The sequence below is a fragment of the Klebsiella sp. 10982 genome (assembly GCF_048589245.1).
Taxonomy (GTDB): Bacteria; Pseudomonadota; Gammaproteobacteria; order Enterobacterales; family Enterobacteriaceae; genus Klebsiella; species Klebsiella quasivariicola.
Window position 1 is genome coordinate 25,888 of record NZ_JBMAXV010000002.1, and the last position, 15,140, is coordinate 41,027.

A 15,140-nucleotide genomic window follows, 5' to 3' on the forward strand; every position below is an offset into this window, starting at 1 on the left:
TCCGGGAATGAGCGATCCGCTGGCGGAGATCATCGCGATGTTAAATCTCAGAGCGGTGCTGACCAAAACCATCGAGGGGGCGGGAGAATGGCGAGTGAGGCGTTCGGATGAAGGGATGTCGTTCTACGGCGCCGTGCTGGCCGGGAGTTGTCGGCTGGAAATTGACCAGCATGAGCCGCAGATCCTGCGCGCCGGGGATTTTATTTTGATCCCGGCGGCGTACCGCTTCGCGCTTACCAGTCTGGCCCCGCCCCGATCGCCAGCGCTGGAGACCATCCCGGTGCGGCTGGCGGAGGGACACTTTCGGCTGGGAGCGCTTGACCAGCCGTCACAGATGCAGGCGCTGATTGGCCACTGCGCTTCCGGTTCGACGAACGCCAGCCTGCTGGCCTCGCTGCTGCCAGCCTTTGTAGTGGTCCGCGACCAGCCGCGGCTGGCCACCTTTGTCAGGCTGCTGAAAGAGGAAGCGCAGGCCGATCGCGCGGGCAAATCTTTCGTTCTGGCGCGGATGGTGGAACTGCTTTTCATCGAAGCCATCCGTTCCACCGGAACTCTTGCGACCCCCGGTCTGGTGCGCGGCCTGAGCGACCCGCGGGTCGCCCAGGCAATCCGCCTGCTGCACCAGGACCCCGCCAGACGCTGGACGGTTAACGCTCTGGCCGCCGACTGTGCGCTGTCTCGTTCGACGTTATTTGAACGCTTTATCGAACTGACCGGGGTGACGCCGATGGGGTATCTGTTAGGCTGGCGGATGACGCTGGCCATGCAGTGGCTGAGCGAAACCGGCATCAGTATTGCGGAAATCGCCGAACGCATCGGCTATGGTTCGGCCAGCGCGTTCAGCGTAGCCTTTACTCGTTATACCGGAATTTCGCCGGGCAAATATGCCCGGCAGCGGGCGACGCAACAGGCCACAGATGCAGCCATCACCTAACCTGCTGCAATCTCCGCCAGCAGCCAGCGCTCGAACATCTGCAGCGGCTGCTCCCCCTCCCCGCCGCCGGGTTTAATCAGACAGAAACGCTTGGCCAGCGTCGGGGAGCCGGGCCACGGGGCGACCAGCGTTCCGACACGCAACTCGCTTTCCACGTACATCTTCGGTACCAGGGCCACCCCCTGCTGGCTCAATACCGCGGCTATCGCCATCTCATGCAGATCGTAGCGTGGACCCTGCGCCGGATTATCGAGCGTCAAACCACACTCGCGGGCATAGTGCAGCCAGGCGTCGGGGTTTTGCCGCCGGTGAATGCGCGGCAGCCGGTTAAGCTGCCCCGGGAGATCGTCATCCGTCACCAGCGCAGCATGACAGACCGGCAGCAGATACTCCTCGAACAAAAACGTCACCTCCATCCCAGTCCACGCCGGGTGATCAAAATGGATGGCCGCATCAAATCCGCTGCCCGGCAGGATGAAGGGATCGCTGCGGGCGGCGATATTAACCACGATATGTGGATGCTGCGCCGTAAAGCGCCCGAGCCGGGGAATTAACCAGCGGCTGGCAAAGGTGGGGAGCACAGCGATCTCCAGACTGCGACCCTCGGCGGGCATCCCGCTGACGTCATGGGTGTCCCGCTCCAGTCGGGTGAGGATCTCACGGACCTGGCGGGCATAGCGGGCGCCTGCCGGGTTGAGCCGTACCCGACTCCCTGTTCTGTCGAAGAGTTTGCTGTTGAGGAGCGCTTCCAGACGGGCTATCTGCCGACTGATCGCCCCTTCCGTTAACGCGAGCTCCGCCGCGGCGCGGGCAAAATTGCCGTGGCGGGCGGCGGCCTCAAAAGCCAGTAGCGCAGCGCTGCTGGGGATTTTACGACGCATAACGATGGCTCCAGTACGGCCTCGGCGAAAGTCAGTGACAGAATATCACTGAACCTTGAATTAACATCGTTTTTCAGCGCCAGTTTTAGCCGATAGGATGATGAAAACTCACTAAAGCGCCTTGTAAGCGCAATCATCTGTCCAGCGAGGTCCCAATGCTCTATGTCGTCGAATGCGCCTACACCGACCCACAAAGCGAAACGGCGTGGAATACCTTTTACAATCAGGAAAAACTGCCGGCGCTGGTGTCTGTGCCCGGCTTTTATGCTTCCCAGCGCTTCCGCGCCCTCAGCGAGGGTTGCCCCCGCTATCTGGCGCTGCACGATATCCGCGATGCTGCCGTGATCGACAGCGACGCCTATCGCCGCAACGGAGGGGGCCATTTTGCCCACTGGCAATCGGCGATCACCGACTGGCATCGCCACCTCTATGTTACAGATGGCGACATGCGGGAAGTCCGGCCAGATGAGGTGCTGCTGCTAAGCGATACCGCGCAAACCCTGCCCGTCGCCCCACTGTGGGTCCTGCAGCCCGGCGGCCTGGGGACCCAACACGCCCGGTGTGCTGCCATCCTCCCGCGCGACGACCTGAAACACCTGGCCACGGCAGCCACCGTCTTTGTTTATCAACCCATCACCGCCCGGTTGCGTAACCCGGCGCAGCGAGCTTGAGGTCATGATGATACCAGCCCCTTTTTATACCCTGACGCAAGGCGACCTGACGGTAAGCGCCGTGAGTGATGGTCAGATGGCGGCGCCGCTGACGTTACTCTCGGGGCTTCCCCCTGAAGAAGCGGTGCGCCTGCAGCTGCAGGCGGGGATCGCTTCACCGGAGACCATTGAGATTGGCGCCTATCTGATCCGCGGTCGCGGGCACACGGTGCTGGTGGATACGGGCACCGGTGGGGTCAACGGCGTCGGCGGCGCACTGATCGCCAGCCTGGCGCAGCTGGGCGTGCGCCCTGAAGAAATCGACACCATCCTCCTGACCCACGCCCACCCGGACCATATTGGGGGCCTGCTCACGGCCGCTGGTGCACCAGCGTTTCCCCGTGCCACGGTTTACCTGCCCTGGCGGGAACAGGCTTACTGGCTGGCGGCGTCGACCCTCGCCAATGCCAGCGATCGCGGCCAGCGTAACGTGCTGTTCGTCCGCCGCGTGCTGGCGATCTGCGCAGAACAAATTCGTGAACTTAATGAAGAAACAAGGGTGGCAGGTATCCAGCCATGTGCGCTGCCCGGCCATACCCCCGGGCATACCGGCTATCGACTGGAACTGGGCGATACCTCGCTGCTGATCTGGGGGGATATCGTCCATTTTCCGCCGATTCAGACCGCGCGGCCCGAGGTATCGGTGGCTTTCGACGTCGATCCTGACCAGGCCCGGCAAACCCGCGAGAACGTGCTGCGTCAGGCCGCCAGCGAACAATGGCTGATCGCCGGGATGCATCTTGGCCTGCCTGGTTTTGCCAGGGTGGTGGAGACCCCCTCCGGCTATCTGTTGCGGGCGGTGTAAACGTCGCAGAGGTAAGCCCTGCATGTCCGCAGGGGCAAGCAGGGCTTTATGTAAGGGAGGTTGGACAGGCCGCTAACCGCGGCGCTTCCAGCCCTTTTTACTTTTGCAGCTGGCTTTAGTGGCGACCCATGGGTGACGCAGTTGGGTGAGCTGAAGATCCTGAGAGGCCGGGCTGGCCGACCAGCGTTTGTTACAAAGAGGCTTACGAGTTGCAATGGCCATAAAACGCTCCTGAAAGTAATGAACAGTTCCCTGGGTAATTCCATAAGTTCAGAATCAGCTTAACACCGTATAACGTAAGTTATTTCAATCTTTGTTTTACTATGTAAATGTTCAATACCAGTAGAAAGGCATTAAATTGATCTAGATCAATGTAAGTGCTTTTATTTTTTTCTGCCATCCATATTTTCAACCGCTTACCAGCGCCCGCGTCTTGATTAAGATTTTTCCTATACCACATAATCCAACAGAACACAGCAAGATTATCAGATTTTTATTCTAGTTATGTATGCGTATATGGTTATTTGTTTTGATTATTCTAGCAGATAAAATTAACTTGGTCAGGACGCGCCTGGCAGGTAATCTGCATCGGCAATAAGAGAATTTATCATGGAGTGGTGGATGACTAAAGGCTATAAACTACTTGGCTATAAGTTAGCGGATGATATTTTCTACTGCCTGCATCATCGGGAAATTATCACGCTACGAGGGACCCGAAAACAGATTCAGCTGCGTAGCACCATGGCCTGTTTACTGGAGTACCTGCTGGCGCATGGCAGGGAACGGTTAGTCAGTGACGAAGAGTTAATGATTAACGTCTGGGAAAAAAATAATCTCCGCCCTTCCGCGCAGCGCCTATGGCAAGTCATTCAGACTTTAAAATCCCGTCTGGCCGAGGTGGGGGTGGAAAACGCATTAATTATTCGGGTTAAATGTGAAGGGTATTATATTAATAACGCGTATGTAGCCGAAATTTATTCATTTAAACCACCGGGCATGTTGAATTATATTAACACCGCGCCTGCTGATATGAAGAAACTCCTGGTACGCAGCTAATCCCCTCTCCGGACCCCATACGTCGCATGTAACAGGTATTTCCCGTTGAACATTTTAATTCACAGCAATAATATTTATTTTAATATCGGCCTTGCCCAGTGTATTCGGGATATTCAGCAAACGGCGCCCGAATTAAAAGTTATTCACTCCCTGCCGCTCAGTCATCTACCAGAACTGACCGCGCTGGATGTCATTATTCTGTCGCTGGAAAACTATCATGATTACCAGGCTGCCGCTGAGATCGCCCAGCACTTTCAGGGCCTGGTCATCGGCTTTACGTCAGCCAGTCACGTAAAGCGTGGCCGTGCCTTTTTCGCGGATACCCTCCTGTGGGTCAGTCAGCGCGAAACGGTACGTGAAGTGAGCCGCCTTCTGCACTGCCTGGCCGAGCGTCGCTGGCCCCTTGTGCCACGTCATCAACGTCAGAGCGTTTCTTCTCGTCAACGAGCCCCGCTCAACCGCCTGGAAATGCGGATGTTAAATGCCACCATGAAGGGTCAGTCGGTGCATCAAATGGCCGCTACGCTGGGGATCAATCGTAAGCGGGTCTATAACGGTCTGGAAAGGATTAAAGTGAATTTCCGTCTGGTCAGTCATAGCCATTTCCATCATTTCATGACCGCCAGGCTCTCTTTTAGCCGCCTGTCCACCGATCTCCGCCCACTGACAACGGCGCCTGCCCCATCCCGCCCGCAGCGTGCGGCCTCACGCTCGCGCGAAAATCATTCATATTATTTGAAAGAGTTTCGCAAATTGTTTTGATTTTAACCTCAAGGCGTCAAGCGTATTCTTTATCACATCAGGGCAACAGGCCCTTTATCAGACACCAAATTAAGGAATACGACCATGAAATTAATCAAAACTTTCGTTGCTGTTGCTGCTCTGTCTCTGTTCTCTGCTGCCAGCTTCGCCCAAAGCGTTAGCGCCACTGCCTCCACACTGGACCGCGCGGAAGCAAAAATTGCCGCCCAGGCCGCAGAACAGGGTGCATCCTATAAAATCACCAGCGCCCAGTTTAACAACCGTGTTCATATGACAGCCGAACTGAGCAAATAATCCCCTTGCCCTTTAGCGCTTGCTAAAGCGCCGTCCCGCACGGCGCTTTAGTATTTCCCCTTCCTGACGTTTCCCAACAGCCCCGAGTGGCATTCGCCCGAATCCGGACGCTACTGACTCTCTTCCAAAAAAAAGAGCCTGATGTGAAAAAATACCCGGTTCGCTGGAGAGCATAAAATGATAGATCTGACTTTGCGGACCTGCCGGAAGCCTTCCGCTGTCTGTAAAGCGGCGCCGTGCATGGCGTGGTGGAGGGAATGAACAGGGCCTCCCTGCCCTGAGAACGGCTTTATTCGAAAAAGACGTCCGGATTTTCCGACAGCGACACAAAGGATTTCGTGTTTTTATCCAGCGCCTGAATGTCACCGCTTTCAATGTCGTAGAACCAGCCGTGCAGGCGCAGAGTCTGATCGCGCAGACCAACCGCCACCGACGGATGGGTTTTGATGTTGTTCAGCTGGGCGATGACGTTTTCCTGCACCATGCCGTTGACCTTATCGGTTTCGCTGGCCCAGGTTTTCTTTTCCACTACCGCTTTCGCGGCGTCGGCGTAGCGCAGCCAGTGGGAGACCGCCGGCATCGGCTCGAGGCACTGGCAGGTGGCGATGGCTTTCATCGCCCCACAGTTGGAGTGGCCGCAGATCACGATATCCGTCACTCCCAGGGCAACCACGGCATATTCGATGGTCGCTGAAACGCCGCCCGGCTCCGGCCCGAAAGACGGCACGATATTCCCGGCATTACGAATGACAAAGAGCTGTCCCGGCTCCTGCTGGGTAACCAGTTCCGGCACCAGACGGCTGTCAGAACAGGAGATGAAAAGCGCTTTGGGATTCTGGCTGGAGGCCAGGCTGCGGAAGAGCTCTTTACGCTGGGGGAAGATCTCTTTCTGGAAGTTGAGGAAGCCCTCAATGATATGTTGCATAGCAGTGTCTCTTCTCTGTAGTTATTACGGTATGACAAAGATCACAGTTATTCAGTTTACCATTGATGACAAGAATGGGAATCGTTATTCAAACAGTTGCACAGAAAACGCGCGGCGCCGACGCCCGCTCCCCCCTCCTTTTCCACACGGTTTTGACGTGCTTTCCTGAGCCAGTTTGCTACTCTGTCTGCTCGTATCGTTCACCCGTTGCCGACCGCCTGTCTGCGGCGGAAATACCAGGAGTTGCTATGTTCTTATCCAGCCTGATGGCCATTGCCGCGGTGCTGATCATGGGCGTGATCAGTCCTGGCCCAAGCTTTATTTTTGTCGCGCGCAATGCGGTTGCCCGCTCGCGTCTGCACGGTATGGTGACCGCCCTCGGTACCGGCGCCGGCGCTGCCATTTTTTCTATTATGGCGATGCTGGGCCTGCAGAAGGTGCTCACCGCGGTACCGGAACTGTTCATTGGGCTGAAGGTGGCCGGCGGGCTCTATCTGCTGTGGCTTGGCTATAAAATTTTCCGCGGGTCGGCGCAGCCGATGGACTTTTGCGCCAGCGGGATGGCCGGCAATCGTTCGCTGCTGAAGACCTTCCGCGACGGGCTGTATACGCAACTGAGCAATCCCAAAACCGCGCTGGTGTTCGCCTCAATTTTTACCGCCCTGCTGCCAGCGCAGATCCCCACCGCTTTCTATTACATTGTGCCGCTGATGAGCTTTCTGATTGATGTCAGCTGGTATTCGCTGGTGGCGCTGGTGCTGTCTGCTGACCGGCCGCGGCGGGTATACCTGCGGCTGAAACGACGAATCGACATCGCCACCGCGACGGTGCTGGGGGCATTGGGTCTGCGGCTTATCGCCACCTCCCTGACCCGTTAACGGCTACACGGTATGGATGCGGATATCGTGCTGCTGAAAGGCAACACGATATTCGCGGCTGATATTCTCTTCCACCACCAGTACGTCAATATCGCTGCTCGCGGCGACCACAAACCGCGCCACCGCCGGAATTTTATCCGAGGTCAGGCCAACAATAATTTCGCTGCATTGTTTAATAACCGCTTTTTTGAACTCGCAATCGGCGTAGTCAAAGCCGGTCAGGCCCGACTCTGGCGCCATGGCGCAGCCGCCGATAAACCCCTGGTCGAATAACATGCCCTGCACCTGAGCTACGGCAGCAGCCCCGACGCAGCCGCCGCTTGCCCGCTGTACCTGGCCGCCGAGGATCACCACGTCATACAACGGTTTTTTCATCAGTACCGCAGCGATCTCCGGGGAGTTCGTCACCACCGTCAGCGCCAGCTCGGCGGGCAGCGCCTCGGCCATCGCCAGATTAGTGGTGCCGGTATCGATGAAAAGGGTGCCACCGGGCTTCACCAGCCGGGCACACTGCTGTGCGATCCTGAGCTTTGTTGCTCGATTCTTATCTTTCCGCTCACTGTAGTCCCCGGCCTCCGGCAGGCTCAGCACCGCCCCGCCGTACACCTTTTTACACACCCCCTCGCGGCTGAGTTCATGCAGATCGCGCCGGATGGTGTGTTCCGATACCTGAAGCCGCGCGGCCAGCTCCGCGCAAACCACCCTGCCGTTTTCCTGCAGGATCTGGCAAATCAGCGCTTGTCGCTGTTGCGGGAAAGCAGCATAATCGAGCAAACCAAACTCCTTAAATAATCAAAACCGAGCAACAGCAAGCATGATCGTCTGCCCTGCTCTGATTGTCAACGTTCCTGCCCGGAGGTTTACCATGAAAATAGCCCATCTTGCCCTGTGGACCCAACAGCTCGACGTCCAGGCCCGCTTCTGGGTTGAGTTTTTTGCCGCTAGCATCAATGAAAAATACCTCAGCCAGACCAACCCCGGTTTTGCCTCCTATTTTGTTACTATCGACGATGAGGTAGTGATCGAGCTGATGACCAAGCCTGGCCTGCAGCCGGCCAGCGCGGATAACAACCATACCGGCTGGGCGCATCTGGCCCTCTCGGTAGGCGGGGCAGAACAGGTCGATGCCCTCGCTCAACGCGCCGGGGCCGCCGGGATACTGGTTTCGCCGCCGCGCACCACCGGCGACGGCTATTATGAGGCGGTGATCGCCGATCCTGATGGCAACCTGATCGAAATCGTCGCATAGTCAGCAGATCGCCAGCAATAAGGAGGCATCCATGGCTCATTACCGGATTATCGACACCGCGACCTGGCCCCGCCGGGACCATTTCACCTTTTACCGCCAATTTGCTAACCCCAGCTTTAATCTCTGCGTTCCGATAGCGGCGCAGCGCCTCTACGAATGTGCGAAGGAGCGTCGGGTCTCGTTTTTTCAGCTCGCGCTTTATGCCCTGCTGCGCGCGGCCAACGGGGTACCGCAGCTACGCCAGCGTGTGCGCAATGACGAGGTGATTGAATATGACAACCTGGCGGTAATGACACCGGTGATGACCGTTGGGGAGGGATTCCGCCAGGTGTGGTGCGACAACGCCCCCGAGTTCACCGCCTTCAGCGACGCGGCCACGCCGAAGATCGTCGCGGCAAGAGAGACATCCCCGGCACCGCTCATCGTCGATGGTGAGCATTTTATCTGCGCCAGCTGTCTGCCGTGGCTTCACTTCACCTCGATGACCCATGCGGAATATGCCGTCGGCGCGGCGGTGCCCGCGCTTACCTGGGGAAAACTGCAGAATGGCGTGATCCCGGTGGCCGGGCGGTTTAACCATGCCTTCGTCGACGGTCTCCACGCCAGCCGCTTTTTTGCCCTCGTCGAAGAGGGATTTAGCGACCCCGAGCGGCTCTGGCAGCCGCTAACCGCGACCGCCCCCTCACTGCTACCCCCGGCGGCGAAGGGGCGCTGAGGCCTCGCCATACTCACCGCCGGACAGCCCCCTCTGTCCGGCGATCGCTTCTCCAGCTGTTGCCTTTGCAACAGCCAGCGCAAAAGTACGCTGCATTTGCAGCAGTCCGCACCACCAGCAGACCTCTGCAACCCGCTAAATACCGCCATCGCGCCTTCCTTACTCGCTGGCACAGGTTTTGCTTATTCATACATATAACCCCCAGGTATTATGAATTATTTATTTATCTAATTTATGCATAAGCTATCTACTGAATAAGAGAGAAGATGATGTCAGCCAGTTCACCCGCTCTGCCTTACACCCAGTCCACGCCGCAGGCGCATATTATTGCCAGCGATGCGGAAGCCCTTGCCATCGCCCATGAGATCGCCGCCGTGCTTAAACCCGGCGCCGCCGAGCGCGACCGCACGGGTATCGTTCCGGCGGAGATCGTCAACACCTATTCCAACAGCGGACTGTGGGGCATCACGGTGCCACGCCGTTTTGGCGGCGCCGAGGTTTCGGCCGCGACTTTGGCGCAGGTTATCGCCATTGTCTCCGCGGCCGATCCGTCGTTAGGCCAGATCCCCCAGAACCACTACTGCCTGCTGGAGGACATTCGTCTGCAGGGCAGCGACGAGCAGCAGGCGTTTTTTTTCGCCCAGGTATTGCAGGGCTATCGCTTCGCCAATGCCCTGTCGGAAACCGGAGGGAAAACGGTGCTCGATATTCGTACCCGTATCGAGGAAGGCGCCGGGGGCCTGCGGATCAATGGCCGTAAAGGCTACTGCACCGGCTCGCTGTACGCCCACTGGATTGGCATTCTGGCGCTGGACGCCGACGAACGCGCCCAGCTCGCTTTCGTGCCGCACGACAGCCCTGGACTGACGGTGGTCAATGACTGGGCGTGCCTCGGTCAGCGCACCACCGCCAGCGGCACCGTACTGGCCGACAATCTTCCGGTTAATCCTTTCCACCTTTTTCCAACCTGGAAGTCTTACGCCAGCCCGACCCTCGCCGGCCCCTTCGCCCAGCTGACCACCGCGGCGATAGACGCCGGTATCGCCCGTGCAGCGCTGGACGATACCGTGGCGTTCGTGCGCGACCGCGCCCGGCCGTGGATCGACGCCGGTGTGGAGCGGGCGAGCGACGATCCGCTGACTATCTACCATATCGGCCAGCTGGACAGCCGTCTTGCCGCCGCCGACGCGCTGCTGGAACGGGCGGGACGGGTGCTCGACCGCTATAAAAATGACCTCAGCGAGGAGCACGTCGCCGAGGCCTCGCTGGCGGTTGCCCGCGCCAAAATCTGGACCACCGAAGTGGCGCTGGAGGCCGCCAGCCGCCTGTTTGAGCTGGGGGGGACGCGCGCTACCGGTGAGTCGCTCAACCTCGACCGTCACTGGCGCAACGCCCGGGTGCATACCCTGCACGACCCGGTTCGCTGGAAGTATCAGCTGCTGGGCAACTGGGTGCTGAACGGTATTCGCCCGCAACGACATGACTGGAACTGATATGACGAGTCTGCTGGCGTTTTTCGCGCAAATCGACTGGAGCGATGTGGCCCAGGCCGCCCTCGACACCCTCACTATGCTGGCCTGGTCGCTGGGCTGGACCGTGCTGATTGGGCTTCCGCTGGGGATTGTGCTCTATCTCACCGGCGAGCCGCGTTTGCTGTATGCCCCGCGCCTTTACCGGCTGCTGTCATTGTGCGTCAACGTGCTGCGATCCCTGCCGTTTATCATTTTACTTATCGTAATGATCCCGGTGACCACGTTGCTAACCGGCACCTCGCTGGGGGTGGCAGGGACCATCCCGCCGCTGGTCGCCGGCTGCGCCCCGTTCTTCGCCCGGCTGGTGGAAACCGCCCTGCGCGAGGTGGAGCACGGCCTGGTGGAAGCCAGCTGGTCGATGGGCGGCAGCACCTGGCAGCTTATCTGGCACACCCTGCTGCCGGAGTCGCGGGCCGGGCTGATCGCCGCCGTAACCGTGACGGCCATTTTGCTGGTCGACTACACCTCGATGGCCGGGGTAATCGGCGGCGGCGGGCTGGGCGATCTGGCCATTCGTTTTGGTTATCAGCGCTTTCAGACTGACGTGATGGTGGTCACCGTCCTGATGCTGATTGCGCTGGTACAGCTTCTGCAAATGAGCGGCGACCGCCTGGTGCGCTACGTCAGCCGCAAATAACTTACTCCTCCAGGTTTCAGGAAATCACGATCATGAAAAAATCCATTATTGCCGCCGGACTGCTGGCCCTCTTCTCCACCGCAGCGCTGGCTAACGAGACGCTGATCGTCGGCGCCACCCCGGTACCGCATGCGGAAATCCTTGAATTTGTGAAGCCGGTGCTGGCAAAGGAAGGCGTCGACTTACAGGTCAAAGTGTTTAACGATTTTATTCAGCCTAACCAGCAGCTGGCGGAGAAACACCTCGACGCCAACTACTACCAGTACCGTCCGTTTCTCGATAACTACAACCAGACCCGCCACACCAACCTTGTGCCGGTGGTCGGGGTGCATATCGAGCCCTTCGGCGCCTACTCCAGCAAATACACGACCCTCGCCGCGGTGCCTGACGGCGCCACGATCGCCATCCCTAACGATCCGGTGAACACCGGCCGCGCGCTGGTGATGTTAAGCAACGCCGGGCTGATTACCCTCAAAGATCCGCACAATCCGCAATCGGCAACCAGGGACATCACCAGCAACCCGCATCACTTTAAGATCCGCGAACTGGAGGGCGCCATGCTGGCGCGGGCGGTGAAGCAGGTCGACCTGGCCTTTATCTTCGCCAACTATGCGCTGGAGGCCGGCATTGATACCGATAAAGCGTTGCTGGTGGAAAAAGGCAGCGATCTGTACGTCGAATATCTGGTGGCGCGCCCGGACAATATTCAGGATCCGGGCATTCAGAAGCTGGCGCAAGCGTTGCATTCGGACGCGGTTCGTCAGTTCATCCTGACGCGTTATCAGGGCAAAATTTTACCTGGATTCTAATCACCGCGGGCAGCGGCGTCAGCCGCTGCCCGGGCTAACGGAGCGTATCATCGTGACGCATATCCCCTCCCCACCGATCCATATTGAGTTTGCCGGTATCAGCAAAGCCTATCCTAACGGCGTGCAGGCGCTGCAGGACATTGACCTGACCATCCGTCAGGGCGAAATTTTCGGCATCATCGGCCGCAGCGGCGCCGGAAAATCCACCCTGCTGCGCCTGTTTAATCGTCTGGAGAATGCCGACAGCGGCGAGATGTTCATCCACGGTGAGTCAACCGTGCGCTACTCCACGCGCCAGCTGCGCGATCTGCGTCGGCGGGTGGCGATGATTTTTCAGCACTTTAACCTGATGGCCACCAAAACCGTGGCGCAGAACATCGCCTTGCCGCTGAAGATGGCTGGCGTCCCGGCCGGCGAACGCCAGCGGCGGGTCACGGAAATGCTTGAGCTGGTGGGCCTCAGCGCGCTGCGCGACAGTTATCCGGCCCGCCTTTCCGGCGGCCAGAAACAGCGGACCGGCATCGCCCGGGCGCTGGTCACGCAGCCGGAAGTTCTGCTGTGCGATGAGGCAACCTCGGCGCTGGATCCGGAAAACACCCTGTCGGTGTTAGCCCTGCTGAAGGAGATTAACCAGCGCCTGGGGCTGACTATTGTGCTAATTACCCACGAAATGGAGGTCATTCGCACCCTCTGCGATCGGGTCAGCGTGCTTGAGGGCGGGCGCATTGTCGAACAGGGGGACGTCTGGCGCGTGTTTGGCAACCCGCAGCACCCGGTGACGCGCGCCATGCTCGGCCAGCAACATCCCGACCGCCCGGAGGCCGGGCCGACGCTGCGCGATGGCGAGCAGATCGTGACCTTGCGTTTTGACGGCAGCAGCGGACGCGAACCCAATCTGCAGCATATCGCCCGCCTGCTGGGGGCCGATGCCCGACTGCTGTACAGCAACTGCGAGCGCATTCAGGGTCGGGTGATCGGCCAGCTGCAGGTGCGGCTGAGCGGGCCGCTGGCCGCCAGCGCGCTGGCGCAGGATGGCTGGGTGGCGGACAGCATTCTGACCCACCGACCTCATCCAGCGGAAACCACTGCGTCTTAGCAAACAGATGGAATTATATTCCCGATCCTTTGCTAAGGATAATTGGTTATAAACCATAGCGTTTCAGTGTTAGACAGGGCGAAGTGCGCCTCTTATCTTTCGTCATGAATTGTAAATAACCACGCAATCATTTGATGAGGTAGCACTTTTGTCCATATTACAACAAGGATTAAAAACCAGACAAACCCGCTTCGCCCTGGCGCTAAAAGTGGCCCTGCTCGGCGGCGTGGTGGCATTTTCTTCTGGCGCCTTTGCGGATGGGATCCTGAAAGAAGGCATCACTCCGGCCACCGACGCCAGCCAGATCCCGGCAAGCGCCAGGCTGCGCACAGGCACGGTGGTGGCCGGGATCTCCGAGCCGCAGGGGATCTTTAACCCCTACTTTTTCGTCAACGGCTGGGATGAGAACGTCACCAACGTTATCTTTTCACGCCTGTTCGACTGGGACAGCCAGGGTAAGCTGGTCCCCGGGCTGGCGGAGAGCTGGACGGTCAGCCCGGACAGTAAAGTCTACACCATCAGATTGCGCCCTGGCCTGACCTTCAGCGACGGTTCACCGCTGACGGCGGAAGATGTCGCCTTTACCCTGACGGTCCTGCTCGACCCCAGCTATGATGGCGATACCGACATCACCCTGGCCAATATCGCCGGCGGCGCGGACTACAAAGCCGGCAAAGCTGACAGCGTCAGCGGCCTGAAGGTCATCGACCCGCTCACCCTGCAGGTGACCACCACTCAGCCAGGCGCCACCACGCTGGCCAAAATTGGCGGTCCGGTGCTGTCGAAAGCCTGGTACGGCAAAGGATATCAGCGGGGACATCTCGACTATCTACGCTCACTGCACGGCAAGCCGCTGGGCAACGGCCCTTACGTGTACGACAAATATATTCCCGGTCAGGAAATTCGCTTCCATGCCAATAGCCATTTTTACCGTGGAACACCGCCAACGCCGCGCTTTATCTACCGCGTGACCAATCCGTCGACCAACTTCCAGCTGTTCCAGACCGGGGAGACCGACTATGACGCCTTTACCTCGCGTCCCGACGATATTGAGCAACTGAAGATGCTCGGTTTCGCCAACATTAATCTTTACGGCTCCAGCGACTACAGCCAGGTGGAGTTCAACGTGCATCGCCCGGCGCTGCAGGATAAGCGCGTGCGCCAGGCGCTGATTTACGGTCTGGATCGGCAGAAGCTGATCGACGTGGTCTATCAGGGGTACGGCAAAGTCGCCATCGAGCCGATCGCCCCGATCTCCTGGGCCTTTAACGCTGAAGGCGTCAACCCTTACCCTTACGATCCGGCACAGGCGAAAAAGCTGCTGGATGAGGCCGGCTGGAAACCTGGCGCCGACGGTATCCGCGCCAAAGACGGCCAGCGCCTGGAGCTGACCCTGCTGGTGAGCAAGAAGGTGCTCAACGATGCACTGATCCCCATCGCCAAGGAGAACTGGCGGCAGATTGGCGTACTGCTGAAGCCGCAGGTGGTGGATTTCAACGCCCTGATGGCGCAGCGCAAAGCAGGAAATTACGATCTGGCCTCCTTTAGCACCAGCACGCTCAACGACCCGCACGACGGGGTATGGGATTTCTACAGCAGCGAAGCGAAAGAGTCCGGCTACCATAATGTGGAAGTCGATAAGCTGATTAACGCCGGCAATGCGGTGCTCGACATTGAACAGCGCAAGCCGATCTACCACCAGCTGTATAAAGTGCTGGCCGACGATCCGCCGGTGATCCTGCTCGGCTATCGCAACATCCTTTCCGCCAGCAGCGCCCGCGTCACCGGCTTTAAGCCGGATATCTACAACGGCCTGACCGGCAGCCTGCCGGATGTAAAAATCGTCAAGTAACTCCC

At 58.7% G+C, this 15,140-nt stretch carries 18 protein-coding genes; 14 read left to right on the forward strand and 4 right to left on the reverse strand.

Going from position 1 to position 15,140, the window contains the following annotated elements; translation table 11 throughout:
• The first annotated feature begins 7 nt into the window (after positions 1-7).
• Entirely contained in the window at positions 8-934 is a 927-nt protein-coding gene (locus tag ACKLKD_RS01690) for an AraC family transcriptional regulator (protein ID WP_025710857.1), read from the forward strand.
• On the opposite strand, the gene ACKLKD_RS01695 is transcribed toward ACKLKD_RS01690, so the two are convergent.
• Positions 931-1,815, reverse strand: coding sequence for a LysR substrate-binding domain-containing protein (locus tag ACKLKD_RS01695; RefSeq protein ID WP_025710858.1), 885 nt, complete (start codon positions 1,813-1,815; stop codon positions 931-933). The two genes, ACKLKD_RS01690 and ACKLKD_RS01695, sit on opposite strands and share 4 nt — an antisense overlap.
• A gap of 155 nt (positions 1,816-1,970) precedes the next feature.
• Between ACKLKD_RS01695 and ACKLKD_RS01700 the strand changes: the two genes are divergently transcribed.
• Both ACKLKD_RS01700 and ACKLKD_RS01705 read left to right on the forward strand, forming a co-directional pair.
• A complete protein-coding gene (locus tag ACKLKD_RS01700) occupies positions 1,971-2,486 on the forward strand; it encodes a DUF4286 family protein (RefSeq protein ID WP_025710859.1) in 516 nt (171 codons plus the stop codon).
• Between the two features lie 7 nt (positions 2,487-2,493).
• Positions 2,494-3,330: an MBL fold metallo-hydrolase gene (locus ACKLKD_RS01705; protein ID WP_025710860.1), complete on the forward strand. Its 837-nt coding sequence runs from the start codon at positions 2,494-2,496 to the stop codon at positions 3,328-3,330.
• A 72-nt stretch (positions 3,331-3,402) separates the two neighbouring features.
• Here the strand turns inward: ACKLKD_RS01705 and ACKLKD_RS01710 are convergent, their stop codons facing one another.
• The gene (locus ACKLKD_RS01710) at positions 3,403-3,552 is read right to left on the reverse strand and encodes a hypothetical protein (RefSeq protein WP_042929032.1); all 150 of its coding nucleotides are present in this window, start codon (positions 3,550-3,552) and stop codon (positions 3,403-3,405) included.
• 399 nt (positions 3,553-3,951) lie between these two features.
• On the opposite strand from ACKLKD_RS01710, the gene ACKLKD_RS01715 reads away from it, so the two are divergent.
• From ACKLKD_RS01715 to ACKLKD_RS01725, 3 genes are all read left to right on the forward strand, one after another.
• Positions 3,952-4,386, forward strand: a complete 435-nt coding sequence (locus ACKLKD_RS01715) for a winged helix-turn-helix domain-containing protein (RefSeq protein ID WP_025710861.1) — start codon at positions 3,952-3,954, stop codon at positions 4,384-4,386.
• Between the two features lie 45 nt (positions 4,387-4,431).
• Positions 4,432-5,148: a hypothetical protein gene (locus ACKLKD_RS01720; protein ID WP_087805238.1), complete on the forward strand. Its 717-nt coding sequence runs from the start codon at positions 4,432-4,434 to the stop codon at positions 5,146-5,148.
• Between the two features lie 84 nt (positions 5,149-5,232).
• A complete protein-coding gene (locus tag ACKLKD_RS01725; protein ID WP_025710863.1) occupies positions 5,233-5,442 on the forward strand; it encodes a YdgH/BhsA/McbA-like domain containing protein in 210 nt (69 codons plus the stop codon).
• A 289-nt stretch (positions 5,443-5,731) separates the two neighbouring features.
• On the opposite strand, the gene ACKLKD_RS01730 is transcribed toward ACKLKD_RS01725, so the two are convergent.
• Positions 5,732-6,367, reverse strand: a complete 636-nt coding sequence (locus ACKLKD_RS01730) for a carbonic anhydrase (protein WP_025710864.1) — start codon at positions 6,365-6,367, stop codon at positions 5,732-5,734.
• A gap of 248 nt (positions 6,368-6,615) precedes the next feature.
• Between ACKLKD_RS01730 and ACKLKD_RS01735 the strand changes: the two genes are divergently transcribed.
• Positions 6,616-7,245 carry a LysE family translocator gene (locus ACKLKD_RS01735; protein WP_025710865.1) on the forward strand — a complete coding sequence of 210 codons (630 nt, stop codon included), beginning with the start codon at positions 6,616-6,618 and terminating at the stop codon, positions 7,243-7,245.
• 3 nt (positions 7,246-7,248) lie between these two features.
• Here ACKLKD_RS01735 and ACKLKD_RS01740 read toward each other — a convergent pair whose 3' ends face one another.
• The gene (locus ACKLKD_RS01740; RefSeq protein WP_025710866.1) at positions 7,249-8,019 is read right to left on the reverse strand and encodes a DeoR/GlpR family DNA-binding transcription regulator; all 771 of its coding nucleotides are present in this window, start codon (positions 8,017-8,019) and stop codon (positions 7,249-7,251) included.
• 91 nt (positions 8,020-8,110) lie between these two features.
• Between ACKLKD_RS01740 and ACKLKD_RS01745 the strand changes: the two genes are divergently transcribed.
• From ACKLKD_RS01745 to ACKLKD_RS01775, 7 genes are all read left to right on the forward strand, one after another.
• Entirely contained in the window at positions 8,111-8,494 is a 384-nt protein-coding gene (locus ACKLKD_RS01745) for a VOC family protein (RefSeq protein WP_025710868.1), read from the forward strand.
• A 31-nt stretch (positions 8,495-8,525) separates the two neighbouring features.
• Positions 8,526-9,209, forward strand: a complete 684-nt coding sequence (locus ACKLKD_RS01750; protein ID WP_080924157.1) for a CatA-like O-acetyltransferase, family 1 — start codon at positions 8,526-8,528, stop codon at positions 9,207-9,209.
• A 266-nt stretch (positions 9,210-9,475) separates the two neighbouring features.
• The gene (locus tag ACKLKD_RS01755; RefSeq protein WP_025710870.1) at positions 9,476-10,702 is read left to right on the forward strand and encodes an SfnB family sulfur acquisition oxidoreductase; all 1,227 of its coding nucleotides are present in this window, start codon (positions 9,476-9,478) and stop codon (positions 10,700-10,702) included.
• A gap of 1 nt (position 10,703) precedes the next feature.
• Positions 10,704-11,378, forward strand: coding sequence for a methionine ABC transporter permease (locus ACKLKD_RS01760; RefSeq protein WP_025710871.1), 675 nt, complete (start codon positions 10,704-10,706; stop codon positions 11,376-11,378).
• A gap of 32 nt (positions 11,379-11,410) precedes the next feature.
• Complete coding sequence (locus tag ACKLKD_RS01765) at positions 11,411-12,187, forward strand: MetQ/NlpA family ABC transporter substrate-binding protein (RefSeq protein WP_025710872.1); 777 nt, start codon at positions 11,411-11,413, stop codon at positions 12,185-12,187.
• A 52-nt stretch (positions 12,188-12,239) separates the two neighbouring features.
• Positions 12,240-13,283: a methionine ABC transporter ATP-binding protein gene (locus ACKLKD_RS01770; RefSeq protein ID WP_025710873.1), complete on the forward strand. Its 1,044-nt coding sequence runs from the start codon at positions 12,240-12,242 to the stop codon at positions 13,281-13,283.
• A gap of 148 nt (positions 13,284-13,431) precedes the next feature.
• Positions 13,432-15,135, forward strand: a complete 1,704-nt coding sequence (locus tag ACKLKD_RS01775; protein ID WP_087805236.1) for an ABC transporter substrate-binding protein — start codon at positions 13,432-13,434, stop codon at positions 15,133-15,135.
• Positions 15,136-15,140 lie beyond the last annotated feature (5 nt).

Excerpts from the sequence above, each read along its gene's own strand:
- ACKLKD_RS01690 (WP_025710857.1), top strand. The coding sequence starts at position 8 with ATGAGCGATCCGCTGGCGGAGATCATCGCGATGTTAAATCTCAGAGCG.
- ACKLKD_RS01695 (WP_025710858.1), bottom strand. The coding sequence starts at position 1,815 with ATGCGTCGTAAAATCCCCAGCAGCGCTGCGCTACTGGCTTTTGAGGCC.
- ACKLKD_RS01700 (WP_025710859.1), top strand. The coding sequence starts at position 1,971 with ATGCTCTATGTCGTCGAATGCGCCTACACCGACCCACAAAGCGAAACG.
- ACKLKD_RS01705 (WP_025710860.1), top strand. The coding sequence starts at position 2,494 with ATGATACCAGCCCCTTTTTATACCCTGACGCAAGGCGACCTGACGGTA.
- ACKLKD_RS01710 (WP_042929032.1), bottom strand. The coding sequence starts at position 3,552 with ATGGCCATTGCAACTCGTAAGCCTCTTTGTAACAAACGCTGGTCGGCC.
- ACKLKD_RS01715 (WP_025710861.1), top strand. The coding sequence starts at position 3,952 with ATGACTAAAGGCTATAAACTACTTGGCTATAAGTTAGCGGATGATATT.
- ACKLKD_RS01725 (WP_025710863.1), top strand. The coding sequence starts at position 5,233 with ATGAAATTAATCAAAACTTTCGTTGCTGTTGCTGCTCTGTCTCTGTTC.
- ACKLKD_RS01730 (WP_025710864.1), bottom strand. The coding sequence starts at position 6,367 with ATGCAACATATCATTGAGGGCTTCCTCAACTTCCAGAAAGAGATCTTC.
- ACKLKD_RS01735 (WP_025710865.1), top strand. The coding sequence starts at position 6,616 with ATGTTCTTATCCAGCCTGATGGCCATTGCCGCGGTGCTGATCATGGGC.
- ACKLKD_RS01745 (WP_025710868.1), top strand. The coding sequence starts at position 8,111 with ATGAAAATAGCCCATCTTGCCCTGTGGACCCAACAGCTCGACGTCCAG.
- ACKLKD_RS01750 (WP_080924157.1), top strand. The coding sequence starts at position 8,526 with ATGGCTCATTACCGGATTATCGACACCGCGACCTGGCCCCGCCGGGAC.
- ACKLKD_RS01755 (WP_025710870.1), top strand. The coding sequence starts at position 9,476 with ATGATGTCAGCCAGTTCACCCGCTCTGCCTTACACCCAGTCCACGCCG.
- ACKLKD_RS01760 (WP_025710871.1), top strand. The coding sequence starts at position 10,704 with ATGACGAGTCTGCTGGCGTTTTTCGCGCAAATCGACTGGAGCGATGTG.
- ACKLKD_RS01765 (WP_025710872.1), top strand. The coding sequence starts at position 11,411 with ATGAAAAAATCCATTATTGCCGCCGGACTGCTGGCCCTCTTCTCCACC.